Raw genomic sequence first — 19,121 nt, 5'->3', positions numbered from 1 at the left:
GCATAATTTTAATGTTTTAGCTCATAAGTTTTGGGCGAAGGGACGCATCTCATAATCTTTGACGGCTGGGCAAGAGCCCATTTAAAGTAAATAAGAAACTCACTACTCACTGCGTTCCTAGCAGTAAGTGATTCACTCAAAATTTTAGATTTTGGTTCTCTACTTAGGAGCGATGAAGAAACGAACTCTTGAAGTCACGCTTTCAAAGAAACATGAGATGGTTCCCTAGTAACTCTATTGGTATTTTTAGAACTGTTTTATGGGGGAAACTCAATTACATCATAGCATATAAACATTGAATTTATGTATAGTGTAGAGTTTTGCAATTAACTATAATATTTAAGTTAAGGGGGTTTTGAACTTGGATGTAAAGAAAAGGATAGCTTATTTAATTTCATTAGTTTTACTACTAATAGTGGTTGGTTTTATTAATCATAGGCTTACAAGACAAAGAGCACAATTTTCATCAAATGAATATCAAGAATATGAAGATGAAATGGTTAGAAAAATGAATTTAGCAAAAGCGAATGAAGACATACAAAGTACTATGAAAATTAAAAATGATAATAATGATTCAATGCAAATAATTGATAGTGAAGAAAGTGAATTAGAAGATATTAGTGATAAAGTGAATTCTCAAATCAATAAAAATATAAGCGATAAAGATAATCAGAAAAATACAAATTATTTTGTAGAATTTAGACTATCTAGAGATAAGCTTAGAGCTAATCTGATAGAAAAGTTAAATGAAATAATTAATAATGATAATACTATTGAAGATATTAGGTCTAAGGCTCAAGAGCAGATATTGAGTATTGGTAAGATATCGCAGCAGGAACTGTATATAGAAGGTTTGATAAAAGCTAAAGGTTATGAAGATGCACTATTATTTATTAATGATGCAAGTGTAAGTGTAGTTGTATCAATAGATGAATTAAATAAACAAGATGTAGCTAAAATATTAAGTATTGTTAAAGAAGAAACAAAATTACAAGCTGCAAACATAAAGATAATGAAAAAACAGTAGAATTATTTGAAAAAATATAGTTGATTTGGTATAATTACTTTGAATAAATGTTATAATAGCAATAATATACTATACTGGCATTATATATTATTGTTATATGATTGGATGGAGGTGCAAAATGGATAATAACTTATTAAATGATGAAATAAAAAGTAATGGAGAAATAAAAATAGCAGATGATGTTGTAGGAGTAATTGCTGGTTTGGCTGCTACAGAAGTTGAAGGTATTGCTGGTATGAGTGGTGGTTTTACTGGTGATATAGCAGAAATATTGGGTAGAAAGAATCTTTCTAAAGGTGTTAAGGTATCAGTTGAAAAAAATACAACTAAAATAGATTTACATGTAATTGTAAATTACGGCTCTAAAATACCTGAAGTATCATGGAAAGTTCAAGAAAGTGTTAAAAATGCAATAGAAACTATGACTGGATTAGAAGTTATAGAAGTTAACATACATGTTCAAGGAGTACAAATTCAAAAAGTAGAACCTAAAGAAATTGAAGAATTAGAAGATTAAGAGGATAATATTGATAAAATAGTCCTTTCGGGGTGTTTAAAATGTAAGAAGCATTATTAGTAATGAAATTGCTATTTTAAACATCCTTTAATAATGTTAATAGACAAATAAATGATGTATATAATAACTTTTTAAACCTTCAAGGAGGAAATAGATGAGTAGAAAAGCTGCAAGAGAAAAAGCTATGCAATTGATGTATCAAATGCAAGTTAATGATGATTTTGACAAAAGTAATAAAGACATTTTTTATGAAGAAAATAAGATAACAGGTGATGAAATTAAGTATATAGACAATTGTATTGATACTATTAGTGAAAATAAAGATGATATAGATAATATTGTAAAGAATTATGCAAAAGGTTGGAAATTAGAACGTATATCTACTGTAGATTTGTCAATTCTAAGAATAGCTATTTATGAAATTATGTTTAGAGAAGATATTCCTATAGAAGTAAGCATTAATGAAGCTGTAGAAATAGCAAAAACATATAGTTCTTTGGAAGCTGGTAAATTTATTAATGGAATATTAGGTACGTTTGTTAGGGATAAATATAATCATGAGTCAAAATAAACTGTATTTAGGAATAGATACGAGTGCATATAAGACTTCAATAGCAATTATCGATGATGTAGGAAAAGTTGTATGCGATTTAAGAAAATTATTAGATGTAAAAAAGGGCAGTCGGGGATTAAGACAACAAGAAGCTGTTTTTCAGCATTTAAATAATTTACCTGATTTATTTGAAAAGGCGAGAGAGATTATAGATTATTCTAATATAATAAATGTAGTCGCAAGCACAAGACCAAGAAATGTAGAAGGTTCATATATGCCGGTTTTTAATGTATCAAAAGTACAAGCTCAAATAATATCAAGTTTACTAGATGTACCTATTATTAACTGTAGTCATCAAGATGGTCATATAGGAGCAGCTTTATTAGGTTGTAATAAATTAGCGGTTAAAGATTTTTTATTATTTCATATTTCTGGTGGAACAACTGAACTATTAAATGTACATAGAGTAAAACCTTTTGAATTCAAAGTAAAAGTTATTGGAGGAACCAAGGATATAAGTTGTGGGCAATTAATAGATCGAATTGGTGTAAAAATGGGTTTAGAATTTCCAAGTGGAATTGAGTTAGAAAAGTTGGCAATGGATGGAGTTATTATTCCAGAAAAATTGCCCCAAAATATTGATAAAACATGGATAAATTATTCAGGTGCGGAGACATATTTTTATAAATTAATAGATAAAAGTTATAAAGCCTCTAATATTGCTAGAAGTGTATTATATGTTGTTGCTAAAACATTAAGTAGTTCAGTATTAAATGCTATTAAAGATAATAGTGGTATTAAAAGTATTATTTTCGCTGGGGGTGTAGCATCAAACATATATATTAGAGATTTAATAAAAGAAGACTTATCGGATAAACTAGAAGTTTATTTTCCAGATATTAAATATTGTTCTGATAATGCAGTAGGAAATGCATATTTAGGCTATATGAGAGATTTATATTAAACGGGGATGTTAAAAAATGACCGAATTTCAATGTTTTGAACTTTATTCATTTTGAGACAACCCAGTTTTTTTAAGCTTTAGAAGTGGGACTTATATTTATTATTTTGAATAATTAAGAATTAAAATAATTAAATAATAACCTAGGTTACACTAATTTATATGATATAATTGTATTTATAAAGTTGCAATTTTAGATCCTGAATATTTATATAAAATTTATAAAAAACATAACATTTTCTAAATAATCTCAGTCACATTAAGATTATACGAATATTTAAGGATAACTAAAATAAGCTGAAATTTAGATTAACATAATTCTAGAGAAGCAAAAATCAGTAAAGAGAATAGGATGAAAAATATATTTTCCTACTAATTATGTAAAACTAGGGAGGATATGAATGAACATTAAACCTTTAAAGGTAAGTGATTTAAATAAATATATCAAAAGGTTACTAAATACTGATCCAATATTATATTCAATAGTAGTTGAAGGAGAAGTATCTAACTTTAAGAGCCATTATAGCGGAAATTTGTATTTTACGCTTAAAGATGAAAAAAGCAAACTTAAATGTGTAATGTTTAGTTCAGAAGCAGAAATGCTTGATATTACTATTAAAGATGGAGACAATTTAATAGTAAAAGGAAATATTTCAGTATATGAAAGAGATGGCATTTTTCAATTATATGTTAAAGAAGTAAAGACTAAAGGTTTAGGTCAGTTACATATTGCTTTTGAAACATTGAAAAAAAATTTAGAAATAGAAGGGTTATTTGATAAAGAAACGAAAAAAGAAATACCATTTATACCAAATAAGATAGGGGTTGTTACATCTGCTACAGGTGCAGCGGTTAAAGATATAATAACAGTTATAAGAAGAAGATTCCCCAAAATGGATATTTTAATATATCCTGTATTAGTACAGGGAAAAACTGCGCACATGGATATATGTAAAGCTCTTAAATATTTAGACAATAGAGAAGATGTAGATGTTATTATTACTGGCAGAGGTGGAGGGTCTATAGAGGAGCTATGGGCATTTAATGAAGAAGAGACTGCTAGGACAATTCATAGTTTAAAAACTCCAATTATTTCAGCTGTAGGACATGAAACAGATTTTACTATAGCAGATTTCGTTTCAGATTATAGAGCACCTACACCTTCAGCTGCTGGAGAAATTGTAGTGCCTGAATATTATGAACTTAACTACAAGTTAGATGATATATTTAATACTATGAAATATCTGTTTGAAAAAAAACTAGAAAAAAATAGATATGAAATAAATTCTTTAAGTGATAAACTAAGACTAAATAATCCAATCAATAATATAAATTATAATAAAGATAAAATAGATGAATATATGAAAAGAATGCTTGTTAAAATGAAACATATTCAAGAAAGAAAACTTAACTATTTAGAACAAGAAGGCATTAGATTACATTCTTTTAGTCCGTTAGCTGTTATGGAAAGAGGATATTCAATTATTAAAAATGAAGATGGAGATTGTGTTAATACTATTAGTAAATTAGGTATTGATGACAAGCTTTCCATATATATGAAAGATGGAATTATTGAAGCTAAAGTTACTAATATGTATAAGGAGTAAAGTGTATATATGAATAATAAAGAGATTAAATTTGAAGAAGCACTTAATAGGCTAAAAGAAATCACTAAAAAATTAGAAGACAATAATTTGGAAATCGATGATTCTTTGAAATACTTTGAAGAAGGAGTACGGTTATATAAATATTGTAGAGAAAAACTTAATAATGTTGATGGAAAAGTTAAACTAATATTAGAGCAAAACGATGATGTTATAAAAGAAATGGACTTTACGGATGGTGAATAAACGTGAATTTTACAGAAGAATTAAAAAAATATAGAGAAATAATAAATAATGAATTGGATAAAAAATTACCTAATTTCGATTCTTTACAAAAGAGTGTATTTGACTCCATGAGATACAGTGTATTTGCAGGAGGAAAGAGAATTAGACCAATATTAAATCTTAAGGCATGTGAACTTGTTGGAGGGAACATAAATGATTCTTTACCTTTTGCAGTAGCTCTTGAAATGATCCATACCTATTCTTTAATACATGATGATTTACCCGCTATGGACAATGATGATTATAGAAGAGGTAGATTGACTAATCATAAGGTTTTTGGAGAAGCTGTTGCTATTTTAGCTGGAGATGGTTTACTTAATTATGCATTTGAAAGTATTTTAGGATTCATGATAGATAATAATAAAAATGATATTAGGTATTTAAATGCAATGAATAATATTGCTAAGGCATCAGGAGTACAAGGTATGATAGGTGGCCAAATAGTGGATATTCTAGCAGAAGACAAAGAGATTAATAAAGACGAACTAGAATTTATTCATAAACTTAAAACTTCAGCACTTATAGAAGCTTCAATTATTAGCGGGGCTATTGTTGGAGGAGCTGATAACGAAGAAATAAATAAATTGAGAACTTATAGTAAAGCTTTAGGTTTAAGTTTTCAAATAAGAGATGATATTTTAGATAAAGTAGGCGACAAAGAAAAACTTGGTAAAAAAGTGGGTAGTGATGAAGATAATAATAAAGCTACGTTTGTAAGTGTATATGGAATAGAAAAATCTATAGAAATGACTAAAAAATTATGTAATGAAGCAATAAAAAGCTTAGAAGGATTCAAAAATAAAGAGGTAGTTGATTTTTTTAAAGAAATGGCAGATTTTTTTGTGCATAGAGAATATTAAAATTTTGTAAAATGGTGATGCAAGTCACTTGTTATTGAGTAGAGAACAAAATCTATGATTTCTTGCGAATTAGCTTACTCTTAGAATGAAAATGAGTAGTGTGTTAAAATGAATAAGAGGACAGCTTTTCGTTTTATTTTATGAAGAATGAATAGAATATTCATATATAAAATAAGTTTATAGAATGTTATCAAAAAATGAAGACAATAAATTAATATTGCAACTTGTTAACCAATGTGTTTGAAATATTATAGTTACTGTGTTATAATTTTAAAACAGAATGGTTCAGTATCCTAGTCGGTACAGCTAGTTCTGAAGACGGGGCTAAAAATCCGTTAAAGGGCATATCGATGAAGTTCCTGGTTTCGGCTGCTGACGCCCAGTCGGGGGTCGATTCTGGGAGTAAGGAGGATGGGGCGATCCGCAATGGCATGCGGGCGTTGACCCTACCTTCGTGGAGACTCATGTATTATACATGTGATAACCTGTAATGTAGCGTAAGCTCTTGCAGCGTAGCCTGCCTTGAGTGAAATAGGTAGATAATGGTCGTGACTACAGCTTTTTTAAGGCCAAAAAGGGGGTAGTTTTGCTGTTGAAACCTATTTTGCAAAAGAGGATAGGGATTAGTGTGTACTGTTGAGGAAAACTCCTAGGCTGATCAAATGAAATATATTGAGGATTACAGTGCGGTCTAAGTGGCAATCTAGCCCTATCTATGGCGACAGGATAGAAACAAATTAAAGGGAAACCGCTGTGTTGGCGACAGACAGTTTTTGTTTATTGGGAAACCCAGCTAGACCTAAGCCGTAAAATTTACTCAATAGTATTACCATTCTGATAGCTGGTAGCTTTATTGCTATCAGCTTTTATTCATGTTTGTTGACAGTTGCTTATTTTTAGTAACAAAATCGAATAGGAGTTAAAGATTTAAGATAAAATTATGAAAATTCTAAAGAAAATGAAAAAGATAGTATAAACAATATGAAAGATTTAAAATACAGTTATATCAAAATATAAAATCATGCAAATAATGTTTCGGGTTAATCGATTACTCATACAGGGAATGAATATGGAATTTATTAATTATAATAATAATTAGGTTTAAAAACTGTTTGGAGGGTTTATACCTTGGTAAATAATAAAAAAAATGATCTGGGAAGGAATAACAAAGAGAAAAATAGAAAAAAGTATAATAAAAAGTGGATTTGTTTAATATCAATATGGACTTTTATTTTAACTATTTTCTTTAGTTTAGTATCAGAAAATATGATGAGAGGTTTTAATATTGCATTAGCTACTATTGCATTACTTATATTGATAACTCTAGGAGTATTTTTTGATTTGATTGGAATCGCTGTTGCTGCAGCTGATGAAAAACCGTTTCACTCTATGGCTGCTAATGGAGTAAAAGAAGCTAAGTATGCTGTTAGACTTGTTAGAAATGCTGCTAGAGTTTCAAGTTTCTGTAATGATGTTATTGGAGATATATGTGGTATATTAAGTGGTGCGGCAGGAGCAATAATTGTGGTGAAGATTATTACTTTGTATGAGGTTAAAACTGCTACTATAGTAAGTATTCTTGTAAGTGCTATAATCGCTTCTTTGACAGTTGGTGGAAAGGCTTTTGGTAAAGAAATGGGTATAAGAAATTCTGAAAAAATTATATTTCATACGTCTAAGGTTTTGTTTGTAATTAATACAAAATTGGGTATAGATTTTTTACCAGAATTAAAAAGAAAAAGGTGATTAAATGGTCGAAAATTATAAATATATTAGTAGCATAAACAGTTTAGATGACTTTAGAAAACTAAATTTAGAAGAGTTAGATATATTATCATTAGAATTAAGAGATTTTATTATTAATGTTATGTCAAAAAACGGTGGACATTTAGCATCTAATCTTGGAGTAGTAGAGTTAACATTAGCTTTACATAAAGTATTTAATAGTCCTGAGGATAAGATAGTATGGGATGTTGGACATCAATCTTATGTTCATAAAATAATTACAGGTAGGAAAAATGAATTTCATACAATTAGAAAATATAAAGGTTTAAGTGGGTATCCAAAGAGAAAAGAAAGTGTACATGATATATTTGAAACAGGTCATAGCTCAACTTCTGTATCAGCAGGCTTAGGAATTGCTTTGGCTAGGGATATTAAAAAGGAAGATTATAATGTAATTTCCGTAATAGGGGATGGAGCAATGACTGCTGGGATGGTCTATGAAGCAATGAACCATGCTGGTGAGGTAAAAACTAAATTTATTGTCGTATTAAACGATAATGAAATGTCAATTTCTAAAAATATAGGCGGTTTATCAAACTATCTTACAAAGCTTAGAACTGCACCTTCTTATTTAAATACCAAGAAAGATATAAAAAAATTATTGAATAGTATACCTAAAATCGGTGGAAAGCTTTGTAGAACTACTGAAAATATCAAAAATAGTTTGAAATACTTAGTTGTACCGGGAGTGTTTTTTGAAGAATTAGGATTTAAATATCTTGGACCAATAGATGGACATAATATAAATGAATTGATTAAAACTATGAAAATAGCGAAGAAATATAATGGACCGGTTTTAATACATGCTGTTACTAAAAAAGGTAAAGGCTATTACCCAGCTGAAAAAAACCCAGATAAATTCCATGGGACTCCACCATTTGACATTAGTACAGGATGTCAGGTTAAGAAAAAATCGGGGCAAAGTTACTCAAGCGTATTAGGTGATACTTTAGTTAAGCTAGCTAAGGAAGATAACAGTATTACTGCTATTACAGCTGCTATGCCATTAGGCACAGGGCTTACTAAATTCAAGCAAGAACATCCTGATAGATTCTTTGATGTAGGTATAGCCGAGCAACATGGAGTTACATTATCAGCAGGTTTAGCTAGTAGAAATCTAAAACCTTTTTATGCAGTTTATTCTAGTTTTCTACAAAGGGGATATGATCAAGTATTACATGATGTATGTATTCAAAATTTACCAGTTGTTTTTGCTTTAGATAGAGCTGGTATTGTTGGTAGTGATGGAGAAACTCATCATGGAGTTTTTGATTTTTCGTATTTGTCACATATTCCAAATATGACTATTATGGCGCCAAAGGGTAAACAAGAATTTATTAGTATGATAGAATTTGCTGCTAAATATAAAGATGGTCCTATTGCACTTAGATACCCAAGAGGTAACTGTATAGAATATGAAGGTTATGATAGTAAACAGATTGAAATAGGCAAAGGCGAGGTATTGCATCATGGTAAGGATATTGCTTTAATAGCAATTGGACACATGGTTAATGAAGCTGTGAAAGCTTACAATATGCTTTTAGAAGACGGTATAGAAGTTACTGTTTTTAATGCAAGGTTTTTAAAACCATTAGATGAAGAAGCAATAGATAGTATTGTAAAAAAACATAACGTTATCATTACTATAGAAGATAATGTTCTTGTTGGTGGTTTTGGAAGTTATATTAATGATTATTTGATAAAAAAGCAGTATAATAATATAGTATATAATATAGGTTACGAAGATAAGTTTATAGAACATGGAAATGTCGAACAGCTGTACGCTGATTATGGAGTGAATTGTAATAAAATAATAGGAATAATTAAAGAAAGGATCTTAGGAAGAGTTGATGAAAAGGAGTAAAGAACGAATAGATATCTTAATAGTAAAAAAAGGGTTAATAGAAAGTAGAGAGAAAGCAAAAAGAAATATTATGGCAGGATTAGTTTTTGTAAATAATGAAAGAGTTGATAAACCTGGAACTAAGGTATATGAAGATAGTGATATTTATATAAAAGGTAAAGCGATACCATATGTTAGTCGTGGTGGATTAAAGCTTGAGAAAGCACTAAAAGAATTTGATGTGCATGTCCAAGATAAAATAGCTTTAGATATTGGAGCTTCTACTGGAGGATTTACCGATTGTATGCTACAAAATGAAGCTAAGAAGGTTTATGCTATAGATGTTGGCTATGGGCAGTTAGATTGGAAGATTAGAAATGATCCAAGAGTTGTAGTAATGGAAAAAACAAATGTAAGGTATACGACTGAAGAAGATATTGAAGATAAAGCAAATTTTGTATCAATAGATGTGTCATTTATTTCTTTGAAATTAATTTTACCAGTTGCTAAAAAGTTAACTACAGATGATGTAGATATTGTTGCATTAATTAAACCCCAATTTGAAGCTGGTAGAGAAAAAGTAGGCAAAAAAGGTGTTGTTAGAGATAAATCAGTTCATATTGAAGTTATAGAAAACATTATGGAATTTTGTTCTAACAATGATTTAAATATTGTTCAGTTGACATTTTCTCCTATAAAAGGCGCAGAAGGAAATATAGAGTATCTTGCACATATTAAAAAAGGAAAGATGGATACAGATAATATGAAAGAATATATAAGGTTGATAGTTGATAAATCTCACGATTTTTAAACCTAGAATTAATCCTAGGTTATGTATATATTAGTTTTTCTACTTAATCTGGGTTGATCATTATATTTATATTTTGATATATTTTTTTCCTGTTATATTAAATTAGATTATTTATAGAAAATTAATGCTATACAACGTGTTACAAATAATTATAGAATAACAGGCTAAATAAAATAACTCAAATAGTTGGGGGGATAAAATGAAAAAATTTACTAGACAAGGTAAAATATTAGAACTAATAAAAAAATATGATATTGAGACACAAGAAGAGCTTGCTGAACATTTGAAGAATATTGGAATTACTGTAACTCAAGCAACTGTATCAAGAGATATTAAAGAACTAAGGCTAGTAAAAGTTCTAACTAAAAATGGGAAATACAAATATTCTGTAACTAAAAATAACCATGAAGGCACAACAGATAGGCTAATAAGCATCTTTAGAAATTCTATTATATCTATAGAACCTGCAGGGAATATTGTTGTTATAAAAACGTTACCTGGGGCTGCTCAAATATCTGCATCTGCAGTAGATGTTTTGAATTTTACAGAAGTAGTTGGAACTATTGCTGGAGATGATTGTATTTTTATTGCTGTTAAAGATATAGAAACTGCCCAAAATGTTATTGATAGGTTTCATGAATTGACTAAGTAAATATGGAGGTAATTTAAATGCTTCTGGATATAAATATTTGTAATTACGCTATAATAGATAAAGTTAGTATAAAATTTAATAAGGGATTTAATGTAATTACTGGTGAAACTGGAGCAGGAAAATCCATAATAGTTGGAGCACTGAATTTAGTTCTAGGAGGAAGGTTTAGTAAAGAAAGTGTTAGGACAGGCTGTAAAAGGGCTACAGTAGAAGCATTGTTTAGCATAAAAGATTGTGATGACATAAAGGATATAATGCAAGATTACGGCATAGATATTGAAGAAGATTATACTATATTAATTACAAGAGAGTTGTATAATACAGGCAGGAGTTTATCACGAATAAATGGAAGAACAGTTACTATATCGATGTTAAAAAATATAGCTAGTAAGCTTGTTGATATGCACAGTCAGAATGAGCATCAGTCTTTAACTAACAAAGATAAACATATTGATTTTGTAGATATGCTTGGTGATAAAAAGTTAAAAACTCTTTTACAAGACGTTAAAAATGAATATACTATTTATAACAAATATAAACAAAAATACAAAAATACGTCTATTGACGATATGGAAAAAGAACGGAAAATAGAATTGTTAAATTATCAAATTAATGAAATAGACAGTGCTAATATCAATAAAAATGAGGATGAACTTTTAAATACTGAATATAATAAATTAGCTAATATGCAAAACATCATAAAAAATATAAATAGTGCTTTTAATGAAATAGATACTGATAGTTATGATTATTCAATATTAAATAGTTTAAATAATATATTGGAAAAAGTTAATAATTCTGCTAATTTTGATGAGACGCTTTTTGGAATAAGGGATACTATACAATCTGTTATATACGATGTGCAAGATGTTCATATGGAATTGAGAAAATATTTATCAGAAATAGATTTTGATGCTATGAAATTTGAGGAAATAAAGAACAGATTGGATTATTTAAATACCTTAAAAAGAAAATATGGAAAAAATATTGAAGATATATTTAGTTTTAGAACATCTATACAAAAACAGCTTGATGAAATACTTAATTTGGATAAAGAATTAAAGGATATTAAAAACAATATAGAAATATGCAAACGAAACTTAGATAATTTATGTACTAAACTAACTGAAAAGAGAAAAGATATATCTTCTAAATTAGTAAAAGACATCAATGAAGAGCTAAAAGAAATTAACATGGTAAAAGCTGATTTCAGAGTAAGCATAAAACAGGAGAAAAATTACAATATAAAAGGAATAGACAATGTAGAATTTCTTATATCAACTAATTCTGGCGAAAAACATAAATCTCTAAGTAAAATAGCTTCAGGTGGTGAAATGTCTAGAATTATGCTAGCATTTAAATCAATACTAGCAGAGTTAGATAATATAGATTGTTTGATATTTGATGAAATAGATATTGGTATTAGTGGAAAAACAGCTCATATGGTTGGAAAGAAAATAAAAAGAATATCTAAGTGTAGACAGATAATTTGTATTACGCATTTGCCACAAATAGCTGCACTTGGAGATGTACATTTTAAAATCGAAAAAAATGATAATGATAAAACAACATATACACGTGTTATTAAACTCGACGAAAATCAAAGAATTAATGAAATATCAAGATTAATTGGTGGCGAAAATTTAACAGAAGTAACAAAAAATACTGCAAGAGAATTACTAAACCAAGATTATTCATAATTTAACATTAAAATATATGCTGTAAAAACTAAGGAAGTAACCCAAAATTATCTAAGAAAACATATAGAAAACCACGATATAGAAAGTTAAGTTTAAAAAGCAACCATTTGTTAGGTTGTTTTTTTATAAATAATTATACTATTAACGATTGTTTTATAGATTAATAGTATTTTTTTTATTTTTTGAATTATATATACCATGTATTAATCGGAAAATTATATTTTTGTTGGATTAATGATAAAAATTTGTTCGGAATAAATAATTGCTAAAAAGGCTAAATTAAATTTACAAATAAAATTTAAATTTCATTTTCAGGAGGTGTTTCAAAACAACTAAAGACATAGGAGTGTGATTTCATTTGAAGAAATACTCTATAAAAAAAAGAGTAATCTTTATATCTATTATTTCAATAATGATAATATATATGTTTCAAATATACAGTATAGTATCTATACCACCACAGCTAAATATTGTAAAAGGTCAATCAGAAAAGTTTAAAACTGTATTTCCCTTTACTTTAAATGTGTTTGAGAATAATAAGATTATAGAGAGTAATAATAAAAAAAATTTTAATAAAATGAATGCAACTAAAACATATGATTTTAAATTTTTACAAAATGGAATAGCTACTATTGAATATAAATTATTTAATTTTATTCCCATTAAAGACGTAAAATTAAATGTTATTGATAGAATAAAGTTAATTCCAGGTGGTCATTCTATAGGTGTTAAGCTTAATACAAAAGGAGTATTAGTTGTTGCTCTATCAGAAATAACTGGTTTAGATGGAAAAAAATATTGTCCAGCTAGAGAAGCTGGAATAAAGGTAGGAGACATAATTCTAGAAATAGATAAAGTTTCAGTCAATGATTCTAACCATGTAGTAGAAATTTTAAATAACATAAAATCGAATACTAATTTAATATTAGAAAGAAATGGTCATAAGTTTGAAACTCAAATTGAACCGATTAAATGTAATGAAGATAATTGTTATAGAATAGGTCTTTGGGTTAGAGATAAAACAGCTGGAATAGGGACACTTACTTTTTATCATCAAGAATCCAATAAGTTTGGTGCTTTAGGGCATGGTATACAAGATATAGATACAGGAAAATTAATGCCTGTTAAGAAAGGTGAAATACTACATTCTAAAGTATCTTCTATAGATCAAGGCAAAAAAGGTACTCCAGGTGAAATAAAAGGTGTTTTTTATGACTGTGAAAAACCTTTGGGAAATATTAAAAAGAATACTCTATTTGGTATATACGGTGACGGTATAGAAAAAATAGAAAATCCAGTAATTCCTGAAGCGATACCAGCAGCAACCATGAATGAAGTTAAACTTGGAAAAGCCTTTATTCTTACAACAACTAAAGATAATCAAATAAAAAGTTATGAAATTGAAATAATAAAAAAAGAATTTCAAGCAAAAAAGAAACCAAAAAGTATGGTAATAAAAGTGATAGATAGTGAGCTCTTAAGTGAGTCTGGAGGAATAGTTCAAGGAATGAGTGGTAGTCCAATCATACAAAATGGAAAACTAATAGGTGCTGTAACACATGTATTTGTAAATGATCCTACAAAAGGCTACGGTATATATATAGATTGGATGTTAGATGAATGTGGTATCAAGGAAAAGGAAGTAGGTAAATTTTTTAGATATAAATAAGTTTAAGTCGTATTTGACTGATTTGATGTGAATCGCTTACTTAGGACTCATTCTTCCTCTGAGTAAGCGATTCATTTTTTTTTTATATTAAAGAGAAGCTACATTTTAATGGTAAATGCTGCACACAATGGGTTTATGTAAATAGATTAAAATATGCCTAAAATTGATAAAAATAACAAAAAATAAAGATTTATTTAAATATAAGAAGGAAACCATTTATTATTGTCGAATATGATTATATGATATATATTTTACTTTCTTAGGGGGTTATCTAATGGATAAAAAAATCAAAATTTTAGTAGCAGACGACAACAAAGATTTTTGTAGTATCTTAAATGAATATCTTTCTACCCAAACAGACGTTGAAGTAATAGGACTTGCCAAAGATGGTTTAGAAGCTTTAGAGATTATATCGAAACAAATACCTGATGTACTTATATTAGATATAATCATGCCTCATATTGATGGTTTAGGGGTACTTGAAAAATTAAATTCAATGAAGCTTGAAAAATTCCCTAAAGTAGTTGTTTTATCAGCTGTTGGACAAGATAAAATAACTCAAAGAGCTATAAATCTAGGTGCTGATTATTATGTAATTAAACCATTTGATTTCGAAATATTAATGAAGAGGGTTCGAGAATTAGCAGGAGTAGCTCCTACTAATGTAGAAAGAAAAAGCACTCGTGATATGGCTAATACAGCAATGTTTGACAACAAAAAACCTAAGAGCTTAGAAGCTAGGATAACTAATATAATACATGAAATTGGTGTGCCTGCTCATATAAAAGGTTATCTATATCTAAGAGAGGCAATAAGCATGGTAGTAGATAGAGTAGAATTATTAAGTGCTGTTACAAAAGAATTATATCCATCAATAGCTAAAAAATATAATACAACTCCAAGTAGAGTTGAAAGAGCTATAAGACATGCTATAGAAGTTGCCTGGAGCAGAGGAAAAATAGACACTATAAACAGTTTGTTTGGATATACAGTTCATACAAACAAAGGCAAGCCTACAAACAGTGAATTTATAGCAATGGTAGCGGACAAACTTAGAATAGAGGACTTATGTTCGTAAAATGGAGTTTGAGGGTAATCGCAAAGACCTAAATTTGTTATAAATTAAAAAACACTAATAGATTTTCCTTATTTATTGAATAATAAGGGAGGTCTATTTTTTATGCAAAATAATGAAGTTTTATTACTGTAATAGGAGTTCAAAGAATTGTTAAAATGCTAGAATAAGTCTTGAGGAAAATGCGGCTCAAGGTTTTTGTGTTGAAGCCATATAAGACTTTTTTTACTTTAAGATGCCTACATTTTACTTATTATATAAATTCAGACTAGCAAGCACGCTAGTCTTTTATGCAACAGTTGCCAAATACCATCTAACTTACAAAACAAGTTGACACACGAAGCGTCAACTGAGATATTATCTACGCATAGGAATTGTATATTGGTCACTATCAATGGATACCCAACACAACATACATGATGTTCTAAACCTCATAATAGTATTAGTACTAATTTTCTTTTTAAGTTTTTTCATACTAACCCTCCTTTCTTTAAAAATATCAAGTAATTCTTTCATCTATATATTTAATAATCCTATATGTAAATATATTCAATTTGCAAAAAGTTTATGACTATATTAAATAGCAATAGATTTTCCATATTTATTTATAACAATGGAGGTACATTTTTTATCGGCATTGGTTTTAACATGCTCCTCACTTTGATCTTGTGTTTATGGAGAAAGTAATTTGATAGAAATAACAACAATTGAGAAACCTTTTTCTCTACCAGTAGAAGAAGAAATAAACAAACAAGTTAGAGAAAAAATAGCCGAACAATACGACTATGCGCAAGAAATACAAATGCTAAACAAAGGAATGCTAGAAGCAAATGATACTGAATACATGACTTATAAAGTATATAGGCAAGATTGCAAAGATTGGGCTTAGCAGAAAAACAGAAATGCAGATATATTAACGTTAACTAACGCTTTAACCAAACACCAGTATAAGTGTTATTTTATGTTCTTCATATTTTTATATTAGCATATAATTAAAAATGAACATAAATATAGAAGGAAAATTTGAACTGTTCTCCTTCTACAACCTTGTCAAAATCAATAGATTCGACATCTCAATTATACTACAATATAAAGATATATGTAAATAAATAGTAATATGAACAATTAACTTATTATACTATGTAATTTTATACATATAAATTATATTATATGTATAGTATTGTTATATATTGCATTGCATTACCTAAATAGTTATGATATTCTTTAATAGGAAATTATACTAAATTAGGAGTGTGATAATATGGAAACAGTAACAAGTAATAATATTAATATTAACATAGCTCAAGGTGTCTCAGAAAGTCAATTTGACGGTGGTTTATTAGGACTTTTAGGTGTTCATTTAGTAGGAGCAATAATAATAATTTGTACATTAGGCATATGTTCTCCTTGGGCTATATGCAGATGCGAAAGATGGTATATAGAACATACCATTATAAATGGTCATAGATTGAAGTTTACAGGTACTGCAATGGGTTTATTTGGAATATGGATAAAAATATTTTTATTAAGTATTATAACGTTAGGTATATACAGTTTTTGGGCTAGATTAACAGTGAAAAAATGGATTGTGAAACATACTGTATTTGCTTAGAAAATATATCTAATTAATTATAAAGTTCCTATACTAATTTTTTCAAGATTATTAATGTGATGCTCTTCATTTATTGAGGGCATCATCTCACTATTATGATTCAAATTCAAACTAGCAAAAGCTAGTTTTTTTTAGTACGAAGATACCTAGACTCAAACCTTGAAGTATTTGGGTTTGAGCCTAATATGATTACAAGTTATTAGTAACAGTAGTAGTTTTATGGTAACAATCGTGTAATTATCAGGGTATTCTATACATCCACAACGAAATAATTCTTTAAATGCAACAATAGTACTTGTACTAATTTTCTTTTTAACATATTAACCCTCCTTCCCTATGAATTTTAAGTAATTTTATTTAAATTATATGTAAGATGGTTCTATATATTTAAATATATTCAATTATTAAAAAGGTTTGCATGATTAAACATGTAAAATCATAAATGATTTTATTAATATACTTTTGTGATAATTAGGCCTAGTTAATAGGATACTTTTTTGTTTGCAAAATTTCATATAAGTTTTTAGAAATTCATCTTGTAGATTTTATAATAGCTATACTATAAACAAATTGAAAATAAGAGCTTATGCAACATTAATAACAGCAGGTAAGTATATATTAAATGAAGAAGATAGGGAAATTGAGTATCAAATAATAGTTCTAAAAGAGTATCAAAATTTATAGTTTGTAGTTATAAATTAAAAATATAGTAAGAGAAACTACAGGGTTAAGTGGAAAATTATCCTTCTATACAGTAGAACAAAGTTAGTAGGGGACACAATTATTATTTAAAAAAATAAAAAATTGAATTATGAAGTCTGTAAATACATAAAAAAAAGCTAGTATATCATAATAGATATTATCATATATGATAAACAAACTTCTATATTTATCCTTAATAATTTTTTACTCCATTCCAAACAATATTACCAAACCCACATTATTATAAATTAAATAAAACTATCAATATAAATATCTTATACTACAAAAATAATGATGTGAGTAATAAACCATTACGAGGTGACTTTTTTGAATAAAATTCCAATGAAATCAAATTTTAAAGAAGAATTTGGTAGAGAAATCAACCCTACATCCCGATTAATTGGTAGTTATGCTGGCAGAGTAGGAGGTCAGATGACTAGAAAATTAGTTGAAATGGGTGAAAAGCAGCTCATGAAAAATGATGGTTTAAAGTAATATCAAAGCACCCTATCTAGGGTGCTTTAAATAATAACTAAATTTTATTGAACATATACATTACCATTAGAATATTGTATGAGCTTTATTTTATTTTTTCCTAATATATTTCCTGTTGTTTTATCTATTAATGTTGCATATATCTCAAAATATATATTTTTTTGAGCATTTTGATTATTGTGGTTTGGTATCCAATAAACTTTATCATCTAACATTTCTTCTGTTTTTTTTCCTAACGAAATAGCTGATAAATTTTTGGGGCTATATTTAACAAATTGACCATAGTTAGTACTCCATTTTGCTTTATAATTATTACTGTCTGTTAAATCATTTGTATTAGCTGTTAAACCTATACCTATACCAGACCTTCTGTATGGATTATATGAGTTAACATCAGATATAATATTAATTTTTTCAGAATAATAACAGCTCTGTGACATTTTATTTACTACTAAATCTGATCTTTGACTAAAAATAATTAATAGAGCCAACAATATAGATATTACATATTTTAGATATTTTCTCATAAAAAATCACCACTTTTTTAAATTTGTTAAAAATATTATTTGCATTATATATAAAAATATCCTAAAATACATACAATTACTTTTCTTTATTATACTATAGTTTTATAATAGTAATATATACCTAGATTATTCATATAAAATTATGAGCAGTGAACTAAAATCTATGATTTTATGTGAATCGCTTACTCTTATGAAAAAGTGGAATAGGAGATTCATTAATAAGTATCTTTCTGAATAGAATATGTCCATTAAATGGCAGGCATTCCAACTCAGTATGCCTTCGATTTCACTGGAATCTTCTAATTCAGAAACTTACAGCATATTATTCAAAGTTATATGAATAATCAGGCTTAAAAGTTATTTTTTTGGTGTTACTACCATATGACAGCAACATTCTCCTTTAGCTAATAACTTTTTAAATTCTAAGTTTAATTCTGGGAAAC

At 28.0% G+C, this 19,121-nt stretch carries 18 protein-coding genes; 17 read left to right on the top strand and 1 reads right to left on the bottom strand.

Features of this window, described 5'->3' with window-relative positions; all coding sequences use genetic code 11:
• The first annotated feature begins 361 nt into the window (after nt 1-361).
• From AYC61_RS08990 to AYC61_RS20675, 17 genes are all read left to right on the top strand, one after another.
• Nucleotides 362-1,027, top strand: coding sequence for a SpoIIIAH-like family protein (locus AYC61_RS08990; protein ID WP_066500242.1), 666 nt, complete (start codon nt 362-364; stop codon nt 1,025-1,027).
• A gap of 118 nt (nt 1,028-1,145) precedes the next feature.
• Nucleotides 1,146-1,544, top strand: coding sequence for an Asp23/Gls24 family envelope stress response protein (locus tag AYC61_RS08985; protein ID WP_066500238.1), 399 nt, complete (start codon nt 1,146-1,148; stop codon nt 1,542-1,544).
• 154 nt (nt 1,545-1,698) lie between these two features.
• Nucleotides 1,699-2,115: a transcription antitermination factor NusB gene (nusB, locus tag AYC61_RS08980; RefSeq protein ID WP_066500236.1), complete on the top strand. Its 417-nt coding sequence runs from the start codon at nt 1,699-1,701 to the stop codon at nt 2,113-2,115.
• On the top strand, nt 2,102-3,061 hold the full coding sequence (locus tag AYC61_RS08975) for a Kae1-like domain-containing protein (RefSeq protein ID WP_066500226.1): 960 nt from the start codon (nt 2,102-2,104) through the stop codon (nt 3,059-3,061). Before nusB ends, AYC61_RS08975 begins: the two co-directional genes overlap by 14 nt.
• 398 nt (nt 3,062-3,459) lie before the next feature.
• Nucleotides 3,460-4,665, top strand: a complete 1,206-nt coding sequence (xseA, locus tag AYC61_RS08970; protein WP_066500224.1) for an exodeoxyribonuclease VII large subunit — start codon at nt 3,460-3,462, stop codon at nt 4,663-4,665.
• Between the two features lie 9 nt (nt 4,666-4,674).
• On the top strand, nt 4,675-4,908 hold the full coding sequence (xseB, locus tag AYC61_RS08965) for an exodeoxyribonuclease VII small subunit (RefSeq protein ID WP_066500218.1): 234 nt from the start codon (nt 4,675-4,677) through the stop codon (nt 4,906-4,908).
• Between the two features lie 2 nt (nt 4,909-4,910).
• Nucleotides 4,911-5,807, top strand: coding sequence for a polyprenyl synthetase family protein (locus tag AYC61_RS08960; RefSeq protein WP_066500216.1), 897 nt, complete (start codon nt 4,911-4,913; stop codon nt 5,805-5,807).
• Between the two features lie 1,128 nt (nt 5,808-6,935).
• Complete coding sequence (locus AYC61_RS08955) at nt 6,936-7,553, top strand: hypothetical protein (protein ID WP_066500212.1); 618 nt, start codon at nt 6,936-6,938, stop codon at nt 7,551-7,553.
• Nucleotides 7,554-7,557: 4 nt separating this feature from the next.
• Nucleotides 7,558-9,456 (top strand): 1-deoxy-D-xylulose-5-phosphate synthase, encoded by a 1,899-nt coding sequence (dxs, locus tag AYC61_RS08950; RefSeq protein ID WP_066500210.1) that lies wholly within the window; start codon nt 7,558-7,560, stop codon nt 9,454-9,456.
• Entirely contained in the window at nt 9,443-10,246 is an 804-nt protein-coding gene (locus AYC61_RS08945) for a TlyA family RNA methyltransferase (RefSeq protein ID WP_066500208.1), read from the top strand. The genes dxs and AYC61_RS08945 overlap by 14 nt, the downstream gene beginning before the upstream one ends.
• 199 nt (nt 10,247-10,445) lie before the next feature.
• Nucleotides 10,446-10,898, top strand: a complete 453-nt coding sequence (locus AYC61_RS08940; RefSeq protein ID WP_066500204.1) for an arginine repressor — start codon at nt 10,446-10,448, stop codon at nt 10,896-10,898.
• Between the two features lie 17 nt (nt 10,899-10,915).
• Nucleotides 10,916-12,598: a DNA repair protein RecN gene (gene recN / locus AYC61_RS08935; RefSeq protein WP_066500197.1), complete on the top strand. Its 1,683-nt coding sequence runs from the start codon at nt 10,916-10,918 to the stop codon at nt 12,596-12,598.
• 358 nt (nt 12,599-12,956) lie between these two features.
• Nucleotides 12,957-14,267 (top strand): SpoIVB peptidase, encoded by a 1,311-nt coding sequence (spoIVB, locus tag AYC61_RS08930; RefSeq protein ID WP_242866772.1) that lies wholly within the window; start codon nt 12,957-12,959, stop codon nt 14,265-14,267.
• 274 nt (nt 14,268-14,541) lie between these two features.
• The gene (gene spo0A, locus AYC61_RS08925; RefSeq protein ID WP_066500196.1) at nt 14,542-15,345 is read left to right on the top strand and encodes a sporulation transcription factor Spo0A; all 804 of its coding nucleotides are present in this window, start codon (nt 14,542-14,544) and stop codon (nt 15,343-15,345) included.
• A 685-nt stretch (nt 15,346-16,030) separates the two neighbouring features.
• Nucleotides 16,031-16,231 (top strand): hypothetical protein, encoded by a 201-nt coding sequence (locus AYC61_RS08920; protein WP_066500193.1) that lies wholly within the window; start codon nt 16,031-16,033, stop codon nt 16,229-16,231.
• A gap of 372 nt (nt 16,232-16,603) precedes the next feature.
• A complete protein-coding gene (locus AYC61_RS08915) occupies nt 16,604-16,954 on the top strand; it encodes a DUF898 family protein (protein WP_066500187.1) in 351 nt (116 codons plus the stop codon).
• 1,029 nt (nt 16,955-17,983) lie between these two features.
• On the top strand, nt 17,984-18,151 hold the full coding sequence (locus AYC61_RS20675; RefSeq protein WP_082759876.1) for a small, acid-soluble spore protein, alpha/beta type: 168 nt from the start codon (nt 17,984-17,986) through the stop codon (nt 18,149-18,151).
• A gap of 44 nt (nt 18,152-18,195) precedes the next feature.
• On the opposite strand, the gene AYC61_RS08910 is transcribed toward AYC61_RS20675, so the two are convergent.
• Nucleotides 18,196-18,678: a hypothetical protein gene (locus AYC61_RS08910; protein WP_066500185.1), complete on the bottom strand. Its 483-nt coding sequence runs from the start codon at nt 18,676-18,678 to the stop codon at nt 18,196-18,198.
• Between the last annotated feature and the right edge of the window lie 443 nt (nt 18,679-19,121).

Origin of the sequence: Abyssisolibacter fermentans, from assembly GCF_001559865.1 — a bacterium.
Classification (GTDB): domain Bacteria; phylum Bacillota; class Clostridia; order Tissierellales; family MCWD3; genus Abyssisolibacter; species Abyssisolibacter fermentans.
Note: the sequence above shows the minus strand (reverse complement) of the source record. Positions and strands in the feature narration are given on the sequence as shown.